Genomic DNA, 23885 nt, shown 5'->3' with positions numbered 1-23885 from the left:
GCGGAAAATACATAAAAGTGCCCAGCTTCCAATAAAAAGCCCATACCCTTCACTCTGGATTTCATCTACAATTAAGGTATATAACTCGCCGGAAGCATGGCAGCGGAACAATCAGAAGGAGCCTGCGACTTATGAAACTTTTCACGATACAGAGATCCCTTTTTCGAAACATCCTAGCCAGCTTTATGATCTTGATTCTCATCTTCTGTTCCTTTAATCTCTTGATTTTTTGGCTCGTCAAAAACCACCTCCGCAGCGAGATCATGGCACAGAATCGTCTTACCCTGCAGAAAGTGGCTGAGCGCTATCAATTTCAATTGGATAAAGTGCGAGAGGCTTTGTATAAGCAATTTACAGAAAAGACGGTCATTACACTTAACAATCAAGTGATTTTAAAGAAGGATCCCGAGTCCCTTTCTACCCGTCCTATTGTGCTGGACATGCAGAGCATTGCAAGCGATTCGGAGCTTTATGTCGATAATATGATCCTTATGTTCAGATCCACGAATCTGGCTCTGAGTAAGCTCGGTCCTGGCACAACAATCGATTTATTCAGCAGCATCTACCAAAGCTCCCTATACCCGCTTTCTTACTGGCAATCGCAGTTTGATCGCAGTGACAATTATGTGCTGCATCCTGGGGCTATATTTGGGAGCCCATCATCATCAGGAGAATCAGCGGGAAGAATGTTAATCCCTTATTCCATTAAGCCTGCACTTGCTGACAATATGATGATTGCGATGATCGACGGCAACCGTTTGCGTGACGCGATTCTGAAGGAAACGCCCGATCTGGACATCACGATATTAGGGCCGAACCAAACAGTTATTTATGCGACAAATGAGACAAATAAGGAGTCAAACCAGATCCAAGAGCCGGTTGCTATTGAGTATCAAGATGAAGACGGATTACGTTATGTCATGAAGATGACGAGTCCTGAATTTTCATCTAGAATCCTTCGTTTGGATAACCTCATGATGATTCTGTTAGGCGTTTCTATTGTCATTGCCTTCCTCGTCTCTTTATTTTTCAGCAAACGACTGCATAAACCCGTCCGCCAATTGATCCAAGAAAAAGGCGAGATTCAGCAGGAGCTGCAGGAGCAACAATCGGAGTTAATTAACTATCATTTCATGAATAAGTTGAAGAATATCCATCCTGACCTCGATGAATGGCAGCATATTCAAGGCACCGAGGGAACTTACACTATTGTGCTGTACGAGCTGCGGTTCCGCTCACCCGCTTTCATTGATGCCCCGATGAGTAGGGAACACATCTCGCAAACGATTGGCGAACAGCTCAGACGTGTAACAGATGAGCAGTTTCCTGATTCCCATACGCTGCAGATGGAACATCATCAGTTTCTAACGGTGTTCCCTGGCAATGAGCGTGAGCGTATCCTTGGGATGCTCGAAGAGTTGAAGCTCGTTCTAGACGAAGACCGGCAATACTGTTTAGTGACTGCCGCCATCAGTTCGGCGTTCGAGCATTCTCTGCAATTCGGTCATGCCTACCGACAGGTAAATGAATTAGCTGCGCAAGCCCGCTTACTGGAAGAAACGCAAATTGTCGTTGAGTATCGTTCAGATCGGGCTACGTACTTCCTTACTCTCACACAGGAGCAAGAACTGACCACAGCGCTGAAATCGGGCAAAGAGCAGGAAACGCTGGATCTCTTCCTTCCGTGGTTGGATGAGCTTGACCAGAAAGAAGCATCTGTGGATATGTTTAAGCATATGGTGCTTGCTGTAACCGATAAGGCCAAAATGGTGCTAGACCATTACAAAGTTCAACCTGACGATACGTTGCAGCTGAGGTCCATCCTGCTTCAATTAGAGGAATGCTGTACATTGGACGAGTACAAGAGAACATTTGAAACTTATTTCCGTATCGTCACGCAGCTCATCCGTGAGAAGAAAGAGACGAATGATCCCATCATTGATCATGTGCTTAACGTCATTAAGGATCAGTATGCGGAGGATCTTTCACTTGATGTTCTCGCTGATCAACTAACGCTAAGCAGTTCCTACCTCTCTACGTATATCAAAGAGAAAACCGGAGCCAATTTCATGGAACATTTGCATGATCGACGCGTAGGTTACGCGCAAGAGCTGCTGGTCCATACCGACTCGAACATTCAAGACATCGGCATTCAAGTGGGTTACCGCAACATCTCTTCCTTTAATCGCATGTTCAAAAACCGCACAGGCTCTTCCCCCGGCGAGTACCGTAGGACACATTTGCTAGATAAAAGAGCATGAAAAGAACCTGAGGCTTTGCCTCAGGTTCTTTTGTGTGTAGCGTATACAGTTGGACAAACGGGAGGACTCCATTGGAGGTGGGTTCGATCCTGTAAGTCGATTTTTTTCGACTTAGGGGTTCCCATTGCTCCGGATTCGATGCGCTAAGTCGATTTTTTCGACTTAGGGGGCTCCATTGCTCCGGGTTCGATGCCCTAAGTCGATTTTTTCGACTTAGGGGACTCCATTGCTCCGGGTTCGATGCTCTAAGTCGATTTTTTCGACTTAGAGCACTCCCAATGGAGCCGGTTCGCCCGGCTTCCATTACTTCATTTTAACATCTTATTATACGCATCAATTTTGGCGTTAATTGCTAGGGCTGCTGCATCGAGTGCTTCCTGCGGTGTTTTCTCTCCGCTTAGCGCTTGCCCGATGGCATTCTCCGTCAGCTTTCTCGCTTCTGGATAGACCCCCAGAACACCGCCTTGTGTCGCTTGATTCTGCTTAGCAGCGTTATGCTGATCAATGGCTGTCTTGAACTGTGGGAACTGTTTCATATTGTCTTGCACGATCGGCAGCTCATAAGCCTTCTCAGTAATGGGGAAGTAGCCTGTGTTGACATGGAAGAACGCCTGCTGCTCAGGCTCGGACAAATACTTCATGAATGCCCAGGCCGCCTGCTGCTCCGCATCCGACTTGCTGTTCAAGATCCAGTTGCTGGCCCCGCTTACCACCACACCGCCAACGCCCTCGGCTGGCTTGGGGAAGAAGCCCGTTCCAACTTCGAACTGGCCATCAACGGAATCGAGGATATCTCGCAGCCCTGCCGTTGTATCGAAGATCATAGCGACCTTCCCTTCGGCGAACATCTTCTTGGATTCATCGCTCTTACCGGCTGAGTGAATGGCCGCCTTGCTGTCAATTAACCCCTTCCACCAAGTAAGCGCCTTAACGCCCACTTCACCATTCAACTGCCATTCTGTTGCTAAGCCTTCGCGCCCATTACCCATGTTGACCAGCTCAGCACCCTGATTGGCAATGAACTGTTCCATGTACCAACTATGCGTGCCGAAGTAGGCGCCGGCCACACCGTCTCTTGTTACCTTTTTCGCCACTTGGGCAAGGTCTGTATAGAGAACTGGTGGTTTATCTGGGTTTAATCCCGCAGCTTTGAACAGATCTTTGTTGTAATACAGAATCGGGTTAGATGTGTTAAAAGGCATCGAATACAGCGTATTCGCCACCCGATAATAATTGAGTATGGCTTCGTCCATTTGGGACACATCATACTTGTCCTGATCTATAAAGCTCTGAATCGGCGTAATCGCCTTAGAATCGATCATGTATCGCGTTCCGATATCGTACACCTGCATCATGGTTGGTCCCAGATTGGAACCAATGGATGCTTTTAACTTGGTCAAACTATCGAAGTAGGAGCCCTGAAATACAGCCTCCACCTTAATATCCTTATGTGCAGCATTGAAGTTTGTTACGAGCCTATCCACCACTTGCCCGTTCTCACCGCTCATGGAATGCCACCAGACTACTTTCTTAACGTCATTAACGATTGGATCAACTTCTGCAGCTTCAGCGGCATTCCCTGCCTCCGTGCCTTTCACCACATCTTGTTGCCCCCACACCGAATAAACGCCCAATAGGCCGAAGACCAGCACAATGACAATGAGATAAGCGGGTATCGAAATTTTACGTTGAAATAGCTTCATCTTATCCCTCCTATGACTTGTAATCATAGGATCTCAATGTTTGCCTGTGATTAAGGGAATGTAAAGGGATTGTTAAACATCATTAAACATGACTACTCCACCTTCAACTTCGTCCCCTCCGGCACGATCTGCACCCACGTGTTGCCCGGCAGCAGCGGCACTTCCTTGCCATCACTGGCGTAGGCGCGGAGCATGCCGTTCTTGCGTTCCCATGTAATCGCTTGGGACAAGCCCTCTTGGAAGATCACACCCTTGTTCGGCCCGAACACATCAACAATTCGGCGCCCTTCTTTGTCGATGATTTGATGCTTGCTCTCTAGGACAAGCAGATTCTTGGTCTGCAGTTGCTTGCCTGTTTCCTTGTCGAGATGCGGTTTCCCTTCCATCGAACGCAGGTAAACACCCTTAGCAGCATCATAATCATACGAAGCGAAATACCCCATGAGATAAGGAATTTGAATATAATGAACGGCTGCGCCCGTGAGTTTGACCTGTCCTGCCTTGGCGAACGTGAGCAAAGGCCCGTTCCACTCGGTGCGGAACTTGCGCGCCTCGGCACCTTTTTTCATTTTATCCACAGAGGTATAGAGATTGTGCGGTGCCTTCCGATCCGTGGAGCGCCAATAGTAGGCGCCATCGCCATAGACCTCATCAAGATGGGCCAGATTGCGGCCTGCCATCATATCCATCGCATCCTGGCTCCAGCCAGCATGTACAATAATGGCATCCAACGCATCGCCGATCTCCACAAAATAAGGCCGAATGCTGCGCACCGGACCGATCGCTTCGGCTGCTTGGCTCTGGAACACCGAGACGAATCTAGTGATTTCTCCCTCGGCAAGGATTTCATAGACGATATCTGCCTGATCGAGGCCGGTTTGGGGCCGGGCTTGCGGCGCATTTTCGACCATGACCATATAGGGACGGGTCTTCACCTCGTGATCGGTTGGCAAACCAGTTAACGGGAATTTGTAAGGGAGCTGCGTTTCCGCCGTTGTAGTAGGCTGCGTCGCAGGCGTTGGGCTGACCGTAGTCGTCACGGGGACGGTTTCCGGGGTGGCCGTTGATATAACGGAAGTTGCATCACTACAACCAGCAAGGGTCAGGACAGAGCATCCAAGTATGAGCCATGTGCTCAAAGTTCTTTTACGGATTAACGGCAGTGTTTTCAAAAGGGCTGCACCTCTTCTTCTCGTGGACTATCGATCTCTCAGAAGTATATGCTAGAAAGTTGGGGAATAGAAGTTAGCTGGGTTACTCGATCGTCTATATGTAAAATTAACCACGAAGCAAAAAACTGAACCTACGCATCAGCGTGGTCCAGTTTCTCCTTGTTAGATTTGAAAGTTTACCGCCAAGTTTAATGATGTGTTCGCTACTGTTTCCTTGTACACACCACCATAGGACATACCGAACGTATAGACGCCAGGCAGCAATTCCTTGTGAATCTCACCGCCGACCGTACTACCGAAAGACCGCCAGTTCCCCGCATAATAACTCACGGCACCACCATCAAGCGGATTACCCAGACTATCTTTTAACTGAACATTCACGTTGACCGTCTGGAAGATAACCACGGGGTCTGCTCCGATATTTTGCACCTTTTCCTTGATTGTTCCCTCATAATTCATCGAAAAAGTATAAGAACCTGACAGTAATTCCTTGTGAATCTCACCGCCAACCGTATTACCGAAGGTTCGCCAACTCCCTGCATAATAACTAACTGAACCGCTATTAAGTGGATTCCCTAGACTATCCTTCAATTGTACATTCGCGCTTACCGTCTGGAAAATAACCACAGGGTCTGCTCCGATATTTTGCACCTTTTCCTTGATCGTTCCCTCATAATTCATGGAAAAGGTATACGAGCCTGGCAGCAATTCTTTGCGAATTTCCCCACCAGATATATCCCCGAAGGTCCGCCAACTCCCTGCATAATAGCTCGCCGCCCCACTAGTAAGTGGATTGCCCAGACTATCCTTCAACTGCACCTTCGCATTAACGGTCTGGAAGACGACCGTCGGGTCCGTTCCTGTGTTTTGGACTTTCTCTGTATATGTGCCTTCATAGGTCATCGCAAACGTATACGCTTTATCCGGCAAAGACTTGCTTACAGTTCCAGAAGCATTCGTGACGCCGAAATCTTTCCATCCCCCGTCATAGTAGGATACGACGCCACCACTGATAGCATTTCCGCTGCTGTCTTTAAACTGAACGCTTACCGCATCAGCATCAGCCTCTGGGGCAGGATCCTGCAATAGGATTTTACCGTATTGACTTACGTTTTTCGCTCCACCAATACCGCTGGCCCACTCCAAATATCCGAGCCGACCGTTGCCATTGTTATTATTGACAAGCAGCGATACAAAGATAGGTTTCGTCGTATCTGGCATATAGGGATATAGTTCTGACCAAGCGAGATGAACCTTATATATTTTCTTTCCGCTTTGGGAACTGTCGACGAGCATGCTTCCGTTTTGAACGAACTGACCAGCAGGCGTCCAGTTGGATGGCAAATCTCCTCCAATATACGGAACAGTGCCCTTATAGATGACTGGACCATTAGCGGTCAGTGCGGCCTGGAACTCCACTTGTGCTCCGACCATGCCCATTCCTGACGTATCAAGACCAAATTGAATACTATCACCTATATAGTAGTTACCTTTGGACTCGTTTTGCACGAAGCTGGCATCCGTCACCTCTATGACCAGATCGAGTCCATCAGTCGCCGCACCCACCGCAGCTCGAGCCGCAAACCCTGCAGGCTGCTCAGAGGTCAAGCTTTTAAACTCCCAATTGTCGTTAATCCAATGGATATCCGTGCTCAAAGCGCCTGTGGAACGGTCAAACAAATTGCTCTTACTGCCTGCTGCGACGGGAATATTGGTATTTTGTACGGCTTTTTCATAGTCAGACAATAGGATATCTTGCGTTGAAGTCAATCCAGCAAGATAAGCAGCATTTACATGGCTGATGTAATACATTTTGTTCGGTTTCACTTGCAGCGTAGGAGTTGCTGCCTCTGTACCGCCGGTCCAATCCCGAACTACAGTGTTACTTGTAAACGCATTGGCAAGGACTGGAGCGACTGTACCCGTATTCGCATCCTCGGACCATACGACGAGAATCGGCGATCCGTCACTTTCGAAATAGACAGCTTTCTGATTTCCGCTTAGCGCATACTCACCTTTGTAGACAATATCATTCCCCAGTGTCTCGATAAATCGATGCATGACCACGGAACCAAGTCTCGGCTCAAGCTGCGGTTTCTTGCGAAACAAGCCAGAGGATTCCGTAAACCAGCCTTCGGCATGGGCGAATGGAATGGCTTCGATCTCCGTATTATTGATCATGTCAAAATAAGCGATTTGTTCGACCCCATTTTTCATCTGATACATATAGTCGTACAGCATCTTTCTCGCAATTACAGGCTCCGTTTGGATAAATGGTGATTCCGAAGCGTTCACGAGACCCGCATGGCTCTCAGAACTCACCCACGGCTTTGAGGGGACATTGTACATTTGATCATAGGCTTGATACTCTTTGGGATCAGGTAACTTCCCATGAAGCGCCAACTTATCGTAATAGCTCGCTCCGCCAAGACGCAGCAGCTCATTATAAAAAGGCAAATATCGATGACCGCCCATACCTCCGATCCAAATTTCGGAATTCGGCTGTACGCTTTTAATCGTCTCATATCCGGTACGTAACAATTCCACGAACTTCTCCGGTGTATCATTCCAGAAAATACTTCCGCCTTTCAAATGAGGTTCATTCCATATTTCCCATTTGGTAATCCGATCTCCATACCGCGCCACAAGCGCCCTCAGGAAATTAGCAAAATCATTCATGTCGGTTGGGGCATAGGCAGCATAACCAGGAACGCCGATATAAATGGTTGTATCTTCCGGGTGCGAAGACGCCCATAGCGGTGTAAACATAATGTTGCCGATGATGTCCATGCCATAGCTTTGCAATTTATTGACATGTTCATCAAGTCCTGCCCAATTAAACACACCACGACTCGTTTCAATTGCCATGTTCGTATCGGTGAATTGTCCTCCCCATGGGATCGTATGAATTCTCGCAAAATCAAAGCCAACCAAATCTGCGAGTTCTATCGCTCTTAAATCACTAAAACCATTACTAAATCCAAACAGCGGATTACGATCCGCTTTGCTTATGGACTGACTTTCTACGACAGCCACGGAAGTTCGATTACGTACAAATTCTGCAGCTGTTCGCTTAGGACTGGACAAGATCCGGTACGATTGTTGTAGCGGGAGTGTTCCCGAAACCCCTTGTTTCGTATAGTCAAAAGCGATTTCGTAGTAACCTTCGTGACTAGGTGTCCAACTCCAACCCGATGTCAGTAACGTTGACCGATCTACCGTTACTTGCCCAACAACCTGATTATCCGTATTATAAACCGTCCCCGTCAACGTTTGCACGGAAATGGGCAGCTGATCTTGGATCGCCTTGAACACCACGTTTTGGCCGATCTTCCACCAGTTTGCGAAGGCGTCTGCCTTCAGCGGGAAATATTCAACGGACTGCATGCTGGCGTCGTCGTAATAAATCGTTCCCAGATTCGGGACGCTCGGTAATTTCGTTGTTGCTACATTCAACTGAACTTGATTCGTTCCTGCTGGAAACTGACTATTATCTATCGTAAATGAAATATCCGTCCACACCGTGCTGCTCAAAGTTGGCGTGTTAGCCGCAGCCGTTCCGAGGAAGGCACCATCCTTGAAGTAGCTAATAAACACCCAAGCGCCATTGCCAGCGTAGTCAGCTGATTTCTTGGCTTTTACCGAAATCTTAATGGTTTGCATTCCGCTGTCAATTGGGATGATTTTGGATGAAAACCCTGCGGCTCCAGTACTTGTCGAGTTGATATATACAGCGTTCGTGCCGCTATTGACCGTTGCCGTCGTACTGCCCATATCGACTCCGCTTGCCCCGCTCCATAAGGAAGAGCTCCAACTAACAGGAACAAGTTTCGTTCCGCTTGTCTTTGTTTCTTCGAAACCAGGATTTGCTACATCATAATAGCTTGAGGTAAGCACATCGACAGGATTGCTCGCAGGAGATAGATTACCCGAACCATCTCTCGCTTTCACGGTAAACGTATATCCGCTATATGCTTCAAGACCCGTTACTGTATACGTCACCCCAGTGACTGTTGCTACTAGCTTCGTACCATCGTTGATCTCGTAGCCAGTTACGCCCCCATTGTCAGTTGACGGATCCCAAGTGAGTGTGACGCTTTTCATTTTAATAGCTGATGCAGCTAAGTTAGTTGGTGCTGTCGGTGCCTGTGTGTCGTTGGTCACATATGCCTGGCTTGCTGGGGATACATTCCCCACCGCATCTACGGCTTTCACCGTAAACGTATAACTATTCGTTGCGATCAGGCCACTTGCTGTAAAGGTTAAACCTGTCACAGTCCCCACCAACACCGTGTCTTTATAAACATTGTATCCGGTCACCCCGATATTATCGGTCGAGGCATTCCATGCCAAATCTACACTTCCTGCCGTCTGACCTACGGCGTGGAGATTCGTTGGCGCGCTTGGCGCCACCGTATCCGGAATCAATTCGATCGTAGCGTCATCATAATACAGTGTTCCTTGCTGGCCAACACTGCCCTCACGGAGGGACGCCAGATTCAACTGCAAGTTGTTCGTGCCTGCCGGCAGGTTAGCCGTATTCACAGTGACCGAAATCTCTCTCCATTCACTGCTGCTCAGCGCAACACTTGGCGCAACCACAGTGCCGAGAAAGGAACCATTCTTCGCATAACTGAAGAAAACCCACGCATCATTACCGACATAATCAGCGGACTTCTTGACCTTCACAGTCGCTTTGATTTGCATGTTATTGTCAATCGTCATCGTCTTGGAAACCCAACCTGCGGCTCCTGCATCCACTGCGCTAATATATAGGGCATTGGTTCCGCTATTGGCCTCAATCGTCGTGACCCCCGTATCAACCGGTGTCGTTCGCGTCCATAAGGCAGAATTCCAATTGACCGGAACAAGCTTGGTTCCACTGGATGTCGTGATCTCAAACCCAGGATTGGCGATGCTCAATACATTTGGCGTGGTCAGACTTACAGCATTACTGGCCGCAGATAGATTGCCCGCTGCATCCTTCGCTTTTACAGTAAAGGTATAATTGGTACCCGCATTGAGAGCGCTTACGGAATAAGTTAACCCTGTTGTGGATCCAATCAGCGTTGTACCGTTGTAGACATCGTACCCTTGGACACCAACGTTATCCGTTGAGGCATTCCATGTCAGGTTAACACTCGTCGCCGTTTGACCAGCAATGGCAAGATTCGTCGGAGCTGTTGGCGCCACAGTATCCATCAGTTCCATCGTTACATCGTCATAATAGAGCGTCCCCGCATTGCTTCCGCTGCCTGCTTTCGATGTCGCTAAGTTCAACCAGAGCATATTCGTTCCCGCTGGAAACTGACTGCTATTGACGGTTAACGTAATCTCTGTCCATTCTGTGCTGCTTACGGTGGTCATATTGGACGAGCTTATTCCGAGGAAACTACCACTATTTCCATAGCTGATAAAAACCCACGGGTTATTGCCGGCATAATCTCCCGACTTCTTCACTTTCACCGTAGTTTTGATGGTTTGAGCGCTGCCGTCAACCGGAATTGCCTTGGAAGTCCAACCAGCAGCTCCCGCATCCGTTGAACTAATATAAAGTGATTTTGCCCCGCTGTTGTACACAGCTGTTGTTACGCTCGTATCAACCGGCGTCGTTCTGCTCCATAAGGATGTCGTCCAATTCGTCGGAACCAGCTTCGTTTGACTCACCGTTGTTTCTTCGAACCCAGGATTAACCACATTAATAAAACTTGCTGCCTGAACACGCGTTGACATCGTTGGAAACAGTGCAACTAACATGGTGCAAAGTAACAACCATATAACGGTTTTCCTCATAAATAAATCCTCCTCGATTTCATTTCGCCTAACAACTGCGCTTCCCGTTACTCACTTCCCTTTGTGGATGGATTACATGGATAAATATAGGACGAATCCGGTGGGCAAAGATACGAGACGATTTATACATCGTTATCCGATTTTATCTATTTTGACAAAAAAAAGCCGACAGCGAGATAATCGCTGCCAGCTTTCCATTACGCTATTCTTTTTAAGCCCCGCCGCTGCCTTGCTGCGTCAAACTACCCTTCCAAGCCATCATGCCGCCCTTCAGATGGGAGAGCTCACTAAACCCATTTTTCCGAAGAACTCGTGCAGCTTGTTTGCTCCTCATGCCACTTCGGCAGTACAAATAGATGGGACGATCCTTCGGGATCTCGCTCAATCTTCTCCCCATCGAGGACAAAGGAATATTTACCGCACCTGGAATGTAGCCTTGCTTCACTTCCCCGGGCTCACGCACATCAATGAGAACATGCTTGTCCTTGTCCATCGCCTCTTGAAATTGATCGGATGATAAATTGCGCAGCCCTTTGACCCCTGCAAAACGAGAATAGAAGAAAAACACGATAAAACCGAGTGCCACAATATTGAAAATCATATTACTATCCATAAGCTGCCTCTTTCCTTGGCTGAATCGATTAAACGTTCACATCATCCTCATATTGTAGCATCTACACACGAACTTAGAAAAGCTGCCTTGAGGTATACTAAAATAGAGTCAAATCCATGCAGCACGGAGGAGAATCCTATGCCTATTCCTACAACTACAACGCTTGAACATCATGCTGTCATCTTGTTCGACGGGGTTTGTCTGCTCTGCAGCAGCGCGGTCCAGTTCATCTTGCGCAACGACCCAAGGGGCGTGTTTCACTTCGCTTCTCTTCAGTCGGGGATGGGACAACGACTGCTCGCCGAGCACAAGCTGCCGCTAGATCGACTCAGTACTATTGTGCTGATCGAAGGCAATCGCGCTTATACGCGCAGCACAGCCGCTTTGCGTATCGCAAGGCGCTTGCGAGGCGCTTGGCCTCTCGCCTACGCGGCGATCGTGATCCCAGCTCCGATCCGCAACCTCGGATACAGCTTCATCGCACGTAACCGCTATCGCTGGTTCGGCAAGACCGAGCATTGCATGCTGCCGAAGCCAGAACATAAGGGGCGGTTTCTGGATTGAGGCGGCATCCATCTACAGTGACTAGCCTATGTCTCCTGCTTACGTATACGTAGACTACCGAACATCCAACAGCATAGGCTCAGACTGCCCATCTGAATACTGTGGTGAAGCAGCTTCGCGCTCCGAGTAGCATCACCTGCTCCCATCGCAACTAGTAATGGCGCAAAATGCTCCGGTGTCGGCACCGCCTCCCGCGCATGTGGCGCTCTTTCGTCATAGCGAATCAGCGCCTCCAAATTCCACGTTTCTAGCTGCTCCGCTAGCCACTCATCGAACTCCACAGCCCATAGCTGCGGCACTGGATTGTTATCATCCAACTTTCGTAGATTGTGAACCGTTCCGCCACTGCCAATAATCAGCACTCGTTCATCCCGCAATGGACCTAAAGCGGCACCAATTCGGTAATGCTCCTCAGCAGTTAACCGCGGGTTAACTGACAGTGTCACAACAGGGATCTGTGCTTTGGGATACATAATGGAGAGCGGCGCCCAGACTCCGTGATCCAAGCCTCGCCTGTCATTCAGCTCACAGCTTATCCCCTCCTGTTGAAACAACTGCTGGATATGGAGACTTAAGGGTAGATCCCCTTTGGCCGGATAGTTAATGTCATAAAGTTCTTCCGAGAAGCCAGAGAAATCGTACATCATCTCCGGCTCGACGGCCGAGCTGATCTTCTGAACCGCGCTTTCCCAGTGTGCACTGAACACCACGATGGCTTTCGGCTTGGGAAGCGACATCGCAAGCCTCTGCAGAAACTCTGTATACGCATGCTGCTCAATCGCCAAATTCGGTGAGCCATGTGCAATAAAAAATGCCGGCAGCACAGCAACACCTCCCTCCCACAACCAAATCAGTGCCAATTATCTACATTATTCACGAATCTCTGAAAATAAAACCATGTTGCGATCCGTCACAACCCTACTTACCGTTTACAAACTGCTCAATCCCATCCGCAATGCCCATCGCAAGCTTCTGCTGATACGCCGCTTCCGACATGAGCTCGTCCTCTTCGGGATTCGTCATGAACCCGATCTCCACGAGGGCGACAGGTACCTTCGACCAGTTGAATCCGCTCAGATCGTCTCGCGCCGATAAGCCACGTCCCTTCTGACCCGTTGCTTGCTGCAAGCCAGTTAGAAGAAAACCAGCGGCCTGCTTACTGTCTGCGGCTATTGGCTTAACAGCTGGTTGCGCAGCTGACGGGTACAGAACCGAAAACCCCTTCGTACTTGCCGAGGCGTCACCATCTGCATGAATCCGTACTACCAGCGCCGCTCCCGCCTCATTCGCCATATCCGCACGTTGCTTGTTGCTAATATCCACATCATGCGTCTCGCGCGTCATCGTAACATGGATCCCCCGCTTTGTTAACTCGGCTTTAAGTAGCAGGGATACCTCCAAGTTGAGCACATACTCTGGCTTTTTCGTCTTTACGCCAACCGTTCCTGAGCTGACTTTGGCCTTCGTTTCCCGCGTATCTGGCCCGACTTGCTCTGGGGCATTATTACCAACCTTTTGATGTCCAGGGTCGATCATCACGAGCTTATTGCTCTTAGGAACACTCGGCAACGTGGTTGGAGCCGCCTTCTTCGTTGGTGTTGGCTCCGTTTCTGGCGTTGCGACAGGTGTTGGAGCCGCTGTTGGCGAGGGCGAAGGCGTAGGTGCCGCCTGCACCTCTGAGGGCGCAGCCGTTGCCTGCGCTGCTGTAACCTGCGGCGAAGCACTCTGCACGGCCTCCGTTGTAGGCAACGCCACAGGTACTGGTTGTTTATCTCCACAACCAGCCAACACACCAACAAGACATATGATCGCAGCGAGTATCCGCATTCTTTTATAACACATCAGCAATTCCCCTTCTTCTCTATGCTGTATAAAAACAGCCGCCATTCGCGAAACTAACCTTACCATGCTTCTCCACATCTGGGAGGTTCGCTATGCAAGCACTTTGGGACTATATCACTGATCACTGGCTGTCCATTTCATTAATTGTTCTTGCCTTATTGGCGTGTTTTTTCGTCTACAAGAACAGGAGTAAATATATTCGGGGCTGGGATAAAAAGTAGATGGAAAACCTACAGCTAATTGTCCGCTATCTCTCTTATTATCTGACTTAGATGGAAAATCTACAGCTATTTCTGATCGTTTTCCCCTTAAATGGCCGAAAGCCTCAAATTAACTGGAGGAAATCCATCTAGTTGCAGAAAATGAGTAAATTCCACTTCATTAACTGTAGAAAATACATCTAAAAGGCGCACGGAGGCTCATTCACTGGTCGCAGCACCGCGTCTACTCAACTAACTCCATCCTCTCTCCCCCAGCCACCGCATATAAAAAACACAGCCCTCATACGCAAGCCCGCAATCGGGGGGCATGTGCTTCTAAGAGGACTGTGTTTTGTTGTTACCACTCCTGCTGACGTTTCTACAACCTATCTCAATGCCTTCATCGCTATATCCGTCCGGTAATGCTTACCCTCAAAATGAATACGATCCGCATCTGCATAAGCCTTCTGACGAGCTTCTACGATATCTTTGCCAAGGCCAGTGATTCCAAGCACACGTCCACCGTTGGTGACGATTTGCCCGTTCTCATCAACTGCCGTACCCGCGTGGAACACAAGGGCATCTTGCACTTGATCCAAGCCAGTAATCGGCAATCCTTTTGGATATGGACCTGGGTAGCCTGGTGAAGCAACGATCACGCATACTGCGGCTTGTTCGCTCCACTCGATCGGCTGCTCAGCCAACGTGCCGTTGTTGATCGCTAGGAAAATATCCAGCAAATCTGTTTTCAATCGCGGCAAAATGACCTGCGTCTCCGGATCACCGAAGCGCGCGTTGAACTCGATCGTTTTCACACCGTTAGGCGTCAAAATCAGACCCGCATATAACACGCCTTTGAACGGACGGCCTTCTGCAACCATAGCATCTGCCGTAGGCTGAACGATGTTCACAAGTGCTTCCTGCACGATGGACTCTGGAATATGTGGAAGTGGGGAGTACGTCCCCATTCCGCCTGTATTCGGTCCTTTATCGTTATCAAAAACCGGCTTATGATCCTGCGAAGGCACCATCAAACGCACCGTCGAACCATCAACGAATGCCAATAAGGACATCTCTTGCCCTGTTAGGAACTCCTCGATCACGACGCTCGCGCCTGCCGATGCCCCAAAAACCTGCCCAACCATAATGTCTTTCAGCGCAGCTTCCGCTTCTTCCATCGTTTGGGCAACCGTAACACCTTTACCGGCGGCTAAGCCGTCTGCTTTGATAACGATTGGCGCTGTTTGCGAGCGCAAGTAAGCAAGTGCCGGCTCATACGCATCGAACGACTCGTAAGCCGCCGTAGGAATGCTGTATTTTTTGAGCAGCTGCTTCATGAACACTTTGCTGCCTTCAATGATCGCAGCGTTGGCACGAGGGCCGAATGCCTCGATTCCTTTTGACTCCAAATGATCAACCAATCCTGCCGCTAACGGATCATCAGGCGCCACCATAACCAAATCAATCGCTTGCTCTTTGGCAAATGTACTGATCTCATCGAACTGGAGCTCTGTAATCGGTACGCATTCCGCTAAACCGGCAATCCCGCCGTTTCCTGGTGCGCAGAACAGTTTGCTGATTTTCGGGCTTTTGCTTAGTGCCCATACAATGGCATGCTCGCGTCCGCCACGTCCAATAACTAATACACGCATCTTTGGAAACCCCTCTCATGGGGAATGCCCACGGTCCACTTACGAATCGTGAGCATTCTCAATTGTTTTAGTGTTTAAAGTGACGAACGCCTGTCATAACCATCGCAATACCATTTTCGTTGGCAACGCGAATGGATTCTTCGTCTTTGATGGAGCCGCCTGGCTGAATCACAGCTGTGATGCCAGCTTTTGCTGCCATTTCGAGCGTATCGCCCATCGGGAAGAACGCATCGGACGAAAGGACGGAGCCTTTGGACTTGTCGCCAGCTTGCTCGATTGCGATTTTCGCTGCGCCGACACGATTCATTTGACCTGCGCCTACGCCCACTGTCATATCGTCAGCCACAAGTACGATGGCATTAGATTTAACGTGCTTAACTACTTTCCATGCGAAAAGCAGTTGCTTCATCTCTTCCGCTGTCGGTTGACGCTCGGAAACGACTTTCAAATCTGCTTCTGTCAGTTGGTAAGCGTCGCTAGCTTGTACCAGCATGCCGCCTTCAACTGTTGTGATGACTGGCTGAGACTCGCGTCCAGCAATTGTATCCAAACCGGCTACTTTGAGTAGGCGGATGTTTTTCTTTTTAGCCAGAATCTCAAGTGCTTCTGGTGTAAAATCTGGCGCGATGACGATTTCCAAGAAAATCTCATGCAGCAATTGTGCTGTCGCTTCGTCGATCGCACGGTTCGCAGCCACGATACCACCGAAAATGGAAGTCGGGTCAGCATTGTAGGCTTTCGTGTAAGCTTCAAGTACGTTCGTACCAATACCCACGCCGCAAGGGTTCATGTGCTTAACGGCAACAACCGCAGGCTCGCTGAACTCTTTTACGATTTGAAGAGCTGTATTCGCGTCATTGATATTGTTGTACGATAATTCCTTACCGTGTAATTGTTCAGCCGTTGTGATGTTGCCTGCAGCCGCATTCGGCGTGCGGTAAAACGCTGCGCTCTGGTGCGGGTTCTCGCCGTAGCGAAGTTCTTGCATTTTCTCATACGTCACTGTGTAACGCTCTGGGTAAGGCTCGCCCTGAAGGCCAGTCAAATAGTCGCCAATCAAAGCATCGTAAGCGCCAGTATGACGGAACACTTTTGCTGCAAGACGTTTACGTGTCTCTAGCGTAGTGTCGCCAGTCTCTTGCACTTCTTCCAACACTTTCGCATAGTCAGTCGTGTCGACGATAACGGAAACGAAAGCATGGTTTTTCGCTGCGGAACGAAGCATGGTAGGTCCACCGATATCGATGTTCTCGATCGCATCTTCGTAAGTCACGTCAGGCTTAGCAATCGTCTCTGCAAAAGGATACAAATTCACGACAACGAGATCAATGTACTCTAGGCCAAGCTCTTTCATACTTGCTTGGTGCTCTTCGTTGTCACGAACAGCCAAAAGTCCGCCATGTACATTAGGGTGAAGTGTTTTCACGCGTCCGTCCATGATTTCCGGGAACCCTGTAACTTCGGAAATACCGATAACCGGTACCCCTTTATCCTTTAACAAACTAAGCGTACCACCTGTGGAAATGATCTCAACGCCCAGCTTTGACAGCTCGCTCGCGAATTCAACGATGCCCGTTTTATCGAAAACGGAGATCAGTGCTCTTTTGATTGCCACTATGCTTCCTCCTTAGGGAATGGGATTGTATGTGAATGAATGTATGGTAGTGTGAATTTGTAAAATGATGAATAAGTACTGGTTGGCTCAGGAGAGCCACACATTTGGTGAGGCTAGAGAGCTGTAAGGCTTCTGAGACTGCAATTTCGGCAGACTCAGTAGCATTTCGACTCAGCTTTCCTGCTGAGACGGCATTTTTTGCAGGCTCAGCGCAGCGAGCTACGCTGAACCGTTCTTTCCTGCCTCTGAGACTGCAATTTCGGCTGGCTCAGTTTCCCCTACTTCCGCACGCTAACCCTGCGGCCGTCCATGCTCACGCGGCCCTCGCGCAGCCACCGCACAACCTGCGGCAGCAGCACATGCTCGGCCGCGTGGATTCGCTCCGTGAGCGAATCTGCCGTCTCGTGCTCGTGGATTTCCACGGCACGCTGGGCAATGATCGGGCCGGAGTCCAGCCCGCCATCGACGAAATGCACCGTGACGCCTGTCTGCTTCACGCCATACTCCACCGCCTGTTCCACAGCGCGCACGCCGGGGAACGAAGGCAACAAAGATGGATGAATGTTAATCATTCGTCCGAAGAACGGCTCAACCAGCACATTCGTAATAATCCGCATGTACCCTGCCATCACAACCAGATCGACCTGGCGATCCTGCAGCTCTTTCAAGATCAGCGTCTCATATGCCTCGCGGCTTTCGTATTCCTTCGGGCTGAAGGCAAAGACAGGCACCTTCGCTTCCTTTGCGCGCTCAACAACGAATGCCTTTGGGCGATCACAGACAAGAAGCTCGATGCTGACATCAAGCTTCCTCTTCTGTACCTGATCCACAATAGCCTGGAAATTCGAGCCGCTGCCTGAAGCCATAACCGCAATGCGATAAGGCTGCATTAGACGTCAGCTCCTTGGAACGTAACTACACGCTCGCCTTCGGTAACAACGCCTAAACGATAAGCTTTTTCGCCTTGCGCTTCCGCTGCAGCAATCGCTTTCTCTGCATCGTCAGCTGCTACGATGACAACCATCCCGATTCCCATGTTGAATGTACGGAACATATCATTGTTCGTGATGTTACCTACACGTTGCATCAAGGAGAAAATTGGGAGGATCGGCCATGATCCGTATTGGATATCCACGTTCACGCCATCAGGCAGAACGCGCGGGATATTTTCGATGAAACCGCCGCCTGTGATATGTGCCATACCTTTGATCGCTACGTCTTCCAACATAGCCAAAACAGGCTTCACATACAACTTTGTTGGCTCAAGCAACACGTTACCAAGCTTATCGCCAAGCTCTTCCACATGCCCTTGAAGGGTATAACCGTTATCTTCTAGCAAAAGCTTACGCACAAGCGAGAACCCGTTACTGTGCACACCGCTTGAAGCTAGTCCTAGCACGACATCTCCAGGACGGATCGTTGTTCCGTCGATGATCTTTTTCTTGTCGACGATTCCAACCGTAAAGCCGGCAATGTCATACTCCCCTTGTGCATACATGCCCGGCATTTCCGCCGTTTCACCACCGATTAGTGAGCAACCAGATTGCGCACAACCATCGGCGATCCCTTTAATAATCGCTTCAATTTTCTCTGGAATGACTTTGTCACAAGCGAGATAGTCGAGGAAGAACAATGGCTCTGCGCCTTGAACGATAATATCGTTCACACACATCGCAACCGCGTCAATCCCAATCGTATCATGCTTATCCATGGCAAAAGCGATCTTCAGCTTCGTGCCCACGCCGTCCGTACCCGATACGAGTACAGGCTCCTCATACTTGTCTTTGTTCAAGCTGAACAGCCCGCCGAAGCCACCGAGATCTGTTAACACTTCAGGACGGAATGTCCGTTTAACGTGCTTTTTCATCCGTTCTACTGCTTCGTTCCCCGCCGCGATATCGACGCCAGCCTTTTTATAAGCATCCGACACTGACCAACACTCCTTAGTTTGTCTATATATGGGGGAGGTCGTTAGACCCCCGTTTTCTCTCTATTGCTATTAGCTGAATCAGCCATTAGTCACACGCACAACCAACCTTCGTCACATCAACGATTTCCGTCGGATAGCTGTTATCGAAACAAGCTGTGCAATATCCGCTTTCTTTGCCTGCGGAACCCTGACCGATTGAATCCAACAATCCATCCTTCGTTAGAAAATGAAGCGAATCCGCGTTGATCGCCTTGCGAATCTCTTCGATCGAATTCATCGCCGCGATAAGCTCTTTGCGGTCCGGTGTATCAATCCCGTAGTAGCATGGGTTCATAAAAGGCGGCGAAGAAATCCGCACATGAACTTCCGTTGCTCCTGCTTCACGAAGCAGGTTGACGATGCGTAAGGACGTTGTCCCACGAACGATGGAGTCATCGATCATCACGACACGCTTGCCTTCGACCACCTTGCGAACGGCGCTCAGCTTCATTTTGACACCTTGCTCACGAAGCTCTTGGCTTGGAATGATGAACGTCCGGCCTGTGTAGCGGTTCTTGATCAGCCCCAACTCATAAGGAATCCCGGTTTGTTCCGCAAAGCCAATCGCTGCTGAAATACTGGAATCCGGCACGCCGGTTACAATGTCCGCATCCACGAAAGCTTCCATCGCCAGTCGTTTACCCATCCGTTTACGAGCGGAGTGAATATTGACCGTATCAATGTCGCTGTCTGGACGAGCAAAGTAGATGTATTCCATCGCACAAATCGCGCGCTTACCACCCTCTGCAAAACGCTCCGAACGGAAGCCATCACGATCAATCACAATGATCTCGCCAGGCTGTACATCACGGAAATAGGTTGCCCCAACCGCATCAAATGCACATGTCTCAGACGCGAACAGATAGGAATCTCCAAGGCGACCGATCATAAACGGACGTAAGCCGTTTGGATCAAGCGCAGCAATTAATTTATCTTTCGTAATAATAAGGAAGGCAAAGCCGCCGATGACTTGATTCATTGCATCTTTCACAGCATCAACGATATCATCGTGCTCTGAGCGAGCAATCAGATGCGCCATAACCTCAGTATCACTTGTTGTTTGGAAAATGGAACCCTTCCGCTCCAGCTCACGCTTAATAATGTTGGCATTATCAAGGTTTCCGTTCGTCGCAATCGCTAGATCGCCCTCGCGGTATTTGAACACGAGCGGTTGAGCATTCGCCAGCTTGCTTTCGCCTGCTGTTGAATAACGAACATGCGCGATAGCTGTTGAGCCCGTAAGTGGGTGCAAATTATCATTTGTAAAAACTTCCTTCGCAAGTCCCATCCCACGGTAATAGTTGAATTTGCCTTCATCGACTGTACAGATGCCGGCACTCTCCTGTCCGCGATGCTGCAGGGCATGCAGCCCATAATAGCATAGGGAGGAAGCGTCGGGATGACCATACACCCCGAACACCCCGCACTCTTCATTCAGTTTGTCGAACAATCCGCCTTGGCCGCCAATACCTTCGTTGTAATAGTCGCCTGTCCAAAGTTCATGCTGCCCATTCTCAAGTTGTTCAAATGGTGCCACAGGAAGCTTTAGGGCCTTGGATTGTTTCACGCCATTAGACATGGAATCGCATCCTTCCAGACTTTCGCCAGCTCGTTTACAGAAGACTGGAGACGCTGTTCGTCATTGATTTTCACAGTGAGGTAGGAACCTGTTACTTTTCCGATTTCTTGATATGGTACACCTTGGGAAGCGATCCAATGCTTAAGGGCATCCGCTTTTTCTGGTGTAGCGCTAAGTACGATACGGGATTGCGATTCACTGAACAATGCGAAATCTGGACGAAGATCGGACGCTACATTAACTTCTGCGCCGATGTTGCCGCTGATACAGCTTTCTGCTAGTGCTACAGCCAATCCACCTTCAGACAAGTCATGCGCAGATGCGACAAGACCTTCTTGAATCGCTTTGAGTACTGCGTTTTGCAGGCGTTTCTCCGTTGCCAAGTCCAACTCAGGAGGACGGCCTTCTGTTACACCGTGAATCACATATTGGAATTCGCTGCCGCCGAGCTCAGCTTTCGTCTCGCCTAGCAGGATAATGATGTCGCCTTCGCTTTTGAAGTTTTGTGTCGTGATGTGGTCGATGTCATGAACAAGTCCAACCATCCCGATAACCGGAGTTGGGTAGATTGCGCCTTTGGAGTTCTCGTTATAGAGCGAGACGTTACCGCCGATAACCGGCGTGTCCAAGAAGCGGCAAGCTTCTGCCATACCATCCGTGGATTTCTCCAACTGCCAGAAGATTTCCGGTTTGTCAGGGGAACCGAAGTTCAAGTTGTCCGTCACAGCAAGTGGCTCAGCACCGGAACAAACTACGTTACGTGCTGCTTCGGAAACGGCGATACGTCCGCCCACTTCTGGATCCAAGTATACGTAGCGTCCGTTACAATCCGTTGTCATCGCAAGACCTTTGCGCGTGCCGCGGATCGTTACGACTGCTGCGTCCGAACCTGGACGCACAGCTGTTTCTGTACGAACCATGTAGTCATACTGGTTGTAAACCCACTCTTTGCTCGCTACCGTTGGGGACGCGAGTACGGATTTCAGCGCTTCCGTCAACTTCGTTACCTCTGGGTAACGTGTTGTATCGATCGCTGCGCTTGCTTCGTAATAAGCCGGCACTTTGCTTGGCTTATTGTAAACCGGGCACTCATCAACGAGTGCGCCAACAGGCATGTTCGCCACGACTTCACCGTGGTGGATTAATTTCAAGAAACCGTCGTCAGTAACCTTACCGACTTTCGCACAGTGCAAGCCCCAACGCTCGAAAATGCCTTTAGCTTGCGCCTCATCCTTCGGCTCAACAACGAATAGCATACGCTCTTGGGACTCGGACAACATCATTTCATACGCTGTCATGCCTTCTTCGCGTTGTGGAACTTCATCCAGGTACAGCTCCATGCCGTTACCTGCTTTACTTGCCATCTCAGCGCTGGAACATGTAAGTCCCGCTGCGCCCATATCTTGAATTCCAAGCACGATGCCGGAATCGATTAACTCTAAGCAAGCTTCTAGAACTAGCTTCTCCATGAACGGATCGCCAACTTGTACCGCTGGACGCTTCGCTTCGGATTCAGCTGTCAATTCCTCGGATGCGAATGTCGCACCGTGGATACCGTCGCGGCCAGTTGCTGGACCGACGTAGAAGACTGGGTTGCCAACACCTTTGGCAACACCGCGTTGGATCATGTCGTGGTCGATCAGACCCACGCACATTGCGTTAACGAGCGGGTTCCCCTCGTAGCTCTCGTCGAACATTACTTCGCCGCCAACTGTCGGAATCCCGATACAGTTACCGTATCCAGCGATACCGGAGACAACGTGCTCGAACAAGTACTTCACGCGATCGTTTTCCAATTTACCGAAACGCAAGGAGTTAAGTAGCGCAACCGGGCGTGCGCCCATGGAGAAAATATCACGAATAATACCGCCCACACCTGTCGCCGCGCCTTGGTAAGGCTCGATTGCGGAAGGGTGGTTATGACTTTCAATTTTGAAAACAACCGCTTGGTTGTCCCCGATATCTACAATCCCTGCACCTTCACCAGGTCCCATAAGAACGCGAGGTCCTGTAACTGGGAATTTGCGAAGAACAGGTTTGGAATTTTTGTAAGAACAATGCTCGGACCACATTACGCTGAATACGCCAATTTCTACGTAGTTCGGAGTACGTCCAAGGAAACCACAAATCTTAGCAAACTCCTCGTCGGTTACACCCATTTGCTTGTAAATCTTCTGTTCCGCGATTTGTTCCGGAGATGGTTCCTTAGCGGATAGCTGCTGCGTCATGTTTTTCCCTCCAAGCACTTAGAATTGATGTGAACATTTTCTTACCGTCTGCGGAACCAAGAATCTCATGAATGGCGCGCTCTGGATGGGGCATCATACCCACAACGTTCCCTGCTTTGTTGCTGATTCCTGCGATATCATCAAGCGATCCGTTCGGGTTGTTGCCCGCTTCATAACGGAACACGATTTGGTTGTTTTCTTGCAATTCTTTTAGTGTAGCATCGTCACAGTAGTAGTTGCCTTCACCGTGCGCGATCGGAATGTTGATCAATTCACCTTCGGCATAATCACGTGTGAATGCCGTTGTGTTGTTCTCAACCTTCAGAACCGCTTGGTGACAGCGGAATTTCATGCCGTTATTGCGCAGCAATGCGCCTGGCAGTAGACGAGCTTCCGTCAAGACTTGGAATCCGTTACAAATACCTAGAATGTATTTACCTTCTTCCGCAGCCTTCACGACAGCCTTCATCACGTTCGTAAACTGAGCAATGGCTCCACAACGCAGGTAATCCCCGTAAGAGAATCCTCCTGGTACTAGGATACAATCGTATTTGGACAAGTCGCCGTCCGTATGCCATACATAGTCAACAGGTTGACCAATTGTGTCTTCAATCGCTTTGTACAAGTCGATATCGCAATTCGATCCCGGGAACACAAGAACCGCAAAATTCATGACTTCTTCCTCCTCAAAATG

Annotated in this window: 16 protein-coding genes; 3 read left to right on the top strand and 13 right to left on the bottom strand. The window is 49.4% G+C overall.

The genetic code is table 11. The features are described from left to right. Positions 1 to 263: 263 nt before the first annotated feature. On the top strand, positions 264 to 2261 hold the full coding sequence (locus tag L6I86_RS27835) for a helix-turn-helix domain-containing protein (RefSeq protein WP_236291728.1): 1998 nt from the start codon (positions 264 to 266) through the stop codon (positions 2259 to 2261). 308 nt (positions 2262 to 2569) lie between these two features. Here the strand turns inward: L6I86_RS27835 and L6I86_RS27830 are convergent, their stop codons facing one another. From L6I86_RS27830 to L6I86_RS27810, 4 genes are all read right to left on the bottom strand, one after another. After that, positions 2570 to 3964 (bottom strand): ABC transporter substrate-binding protein, encoded by a 1395-nt coding sequence (locus tag L6I86_RS27830; RefSeq protein WP_236291727.1) that lies wholly within the window; start codon positions 3962 to 3964, stop codon positions 2570 to 2572. Positions 3965 to 4056: 92 nt separating this feature from the next. After that, on the bottom strand, positions 4057 to 4917 hold the full coding sequence (locus tag L6I86_RS27825; RefSeq protein ID WP_236291726.1) for a DUF3048 domain-containing protein: 861 nt from the start codon (positions 4915 to 4917) through the stop codon (positions 4057 to 4059). Positions 4918 to 5298: 381 nt separating this feature from the next. Next, entirely contained in the window at positions 5299 to 10929 is a 5631-nt protein-coding gene (locus L6I86_RS27820; protein WP_420851939.1) for a fibronectin type III domain-containing protein, read from the bottom strand. Between the two features lie 211 nt (positions 10930 to 11140). Beyond that, the gene (locus L6I86_RS27810) at positions 11141 to 11542 is read right to left on the bottom strand and encodes a rhodanese-like domain-containing protein (protein ID WP_236291725.1); all 402 of its coding nucleotides are present in this window, start codon (positions 11540 to 11542) and stop codon (positions 11141 to 11143) included. Positions 11543 to 11680: 138 nt separating this feature from the next. Here L6I86_RS27810 and L6I86_RS27805 point away from each other — a divergent pair, with 138 nt between their 5' ends. Next, positions 11681 to 12106 carry a thiol-disulfide oxidoreductase DCC family protein gene (locus L6I86_RS27805; RefSeq protein WP_236291724.1) on the top strand — a complete coding sequence of 142 codons (426 nt, stop codon included), beginning with the start codon at positions 11681 to 11683 and terminating at the stop codon, positions 12104 to 12106. A 26-nt stretch (positions 12107 to 12132) separates the two neighbouring features. Here the strand turns inward: L6I86_RS27805 and L6I86_RS27800 are convergent, their stop codons facing one another. After that, the gene (locus L6I86_RS27800; RefSeq protein ID WP_236291723.1) at positions 12133 to 12930 is read right to left on the bottom strand and encodes a DODA-type extradiol aromatic ring-opening family dioxygenase; all 798 of its coding nucleotides are present in this window, start codon (positions 12928 to 12930) and stop codon (positions 12133 to 12135) included. A gap of 94 nt (positions 12931 to 13024) precedes the next feature. Next, on the bottom strand, positions 13025 to 13948 hold the full coding sequence (locus L6I86_RS27795; RefSeq protein WP_236291722.1) for an N-acetylmuramoyl-L-alanine amidase: 924 nt from the start codon (positions 13946 to 13948) through the stop codon (positions 13025 to 13027). A 92-nt stretch (positions 13949 to 14040) separates the two neighbouring features. On the opposite strand from L6I86_RS27795, the gene L6I86_RS35735 reads away from it, so the two are divergent. Beyond that, a complete protein-coding gene (locus L6I86_RS35735; RefSeq protein WP_276574905.1) occupies positions 14041 to 14169 on the top strand; it encodes a hypothetical protein in 129 nt (42 codons plus the stop codon). Positions 14170 to 14534: 365 nt separating this feature from the next. On the opposite strand, the gene purD is transcribed toward L6I86_RS35735, so the two are convergent. The 7 genes from purD to purQ all read right to left on the bottom strand — a co-directional run bounded on the left by purD (position 14535) and on the right by purQ (position 23864). Then, positions 14535 to 15800, bottom strand: coding sequence for a phosphoribosylamine--glycine ligase (gene purD / locus L6I86_RS27790; RefSeq protein WP_236291721.1), 1266 nt, complete (start codon positions 15798 to 15800; stop codon positions 14535 to 14537). Between the two features lie 67 nt (positions 15801 to 15867). Beyond that, positions 15868 to 17415, bottom strand: a complete 1548-nt coding sequence (gene purH / locus L6I86_RS27785; protein WP_236291720.1) for a bifunctional phosphoribosylaminoimidazolecarboxamide formyltransferase/IMP cyclohydrolase — start codon at positions 17413 to 17415, stop codon at positions 15868 to 15870. A 278-nt stretch (positions 17416 to 17693) separates the two neighbouring features. After that, positions 17694 to 18305, bottom strand: coding sequence for a phosphoribosylglycinamide formyltransferase (gene purN / locus L6I86_RS27780; RefSeq protein ID WP_236291719.1), 612 nt, complete (start codon positions 18303 to 18305; stop codon positions 17694 to 17696). Beyond that, positions 18305 to 19345, bottom strand: a complete 1041-nt coding sequence (gene purM, locus L6I86_RS27775; protein WP_056612773.1) for a phosphoribosylformylglycinamidine cyclo-ligase — start codon at positions 19343 to 19345, stop codon at positions 18305 to 18307. Before purM ends, purN begins: the two co-directional genes overlap by 1 nt. An 85-nt stretch (positions 19346 to 19430) precedes the next feature. Further along, on the bottom strand, positions 19431 to 20963 hold the full coding sequence (purF, locus tag L6I86_RS27770) for an amidophosphoribosyltransferase (RefSeq protein ID WP_236291718.1): 1533 nt from the start codon (positions 20961 to 20963) through the stop codon (positions 19431 to 19433). Beyond that, positions 20948 to 23191, bottom strand: coding sequence for a phosphoribosylformylglycinamidine synthase subunit PurL (purL, locus tag L6I86_RS27765; RefSeq protein WP_236291717.1), 2244 nt, complete (start codon positions 23189 to 23191; stop codon positions 20948 to 20950). Before purL ends, purF begins: the two co-directional genes overlap by 16 nt. Next, positions 23169 to 23864 carry a phosphoribosylformylglycinamidine synthase subunit PurQ gene (purQ, locus tag L6I86_RS27760; protein WP_056612769.1) on the bottom strand — a complete coding sequence of 232 codons (696 nt, stop codon included), beginning with the start codon at positions 23862 to 23864 and terminating at the stop codon, positions 23169 to 23171. Before purQ ends, purL begins: the two co-directional genes overlap by 23 nt. Between the last annotated feature and the right edge of the window lie 21 nt (positions 23865 to 23885).

Origin of the sequence: Paenibacillus allorhizoplanae (genome assembly GCF_927798215.1) — a bacterium.
Taxonomy (GTDB): domain Bacteria; phylum Bacillota; class Bacilli; order Paenibacillales; family NBRC-103111; genus Paenibacillus_E; species Paenibacillus_E allorhizoplanae.
This window is presented reverse-complemented; position numbering and strand designations above follow the sequence as displayed.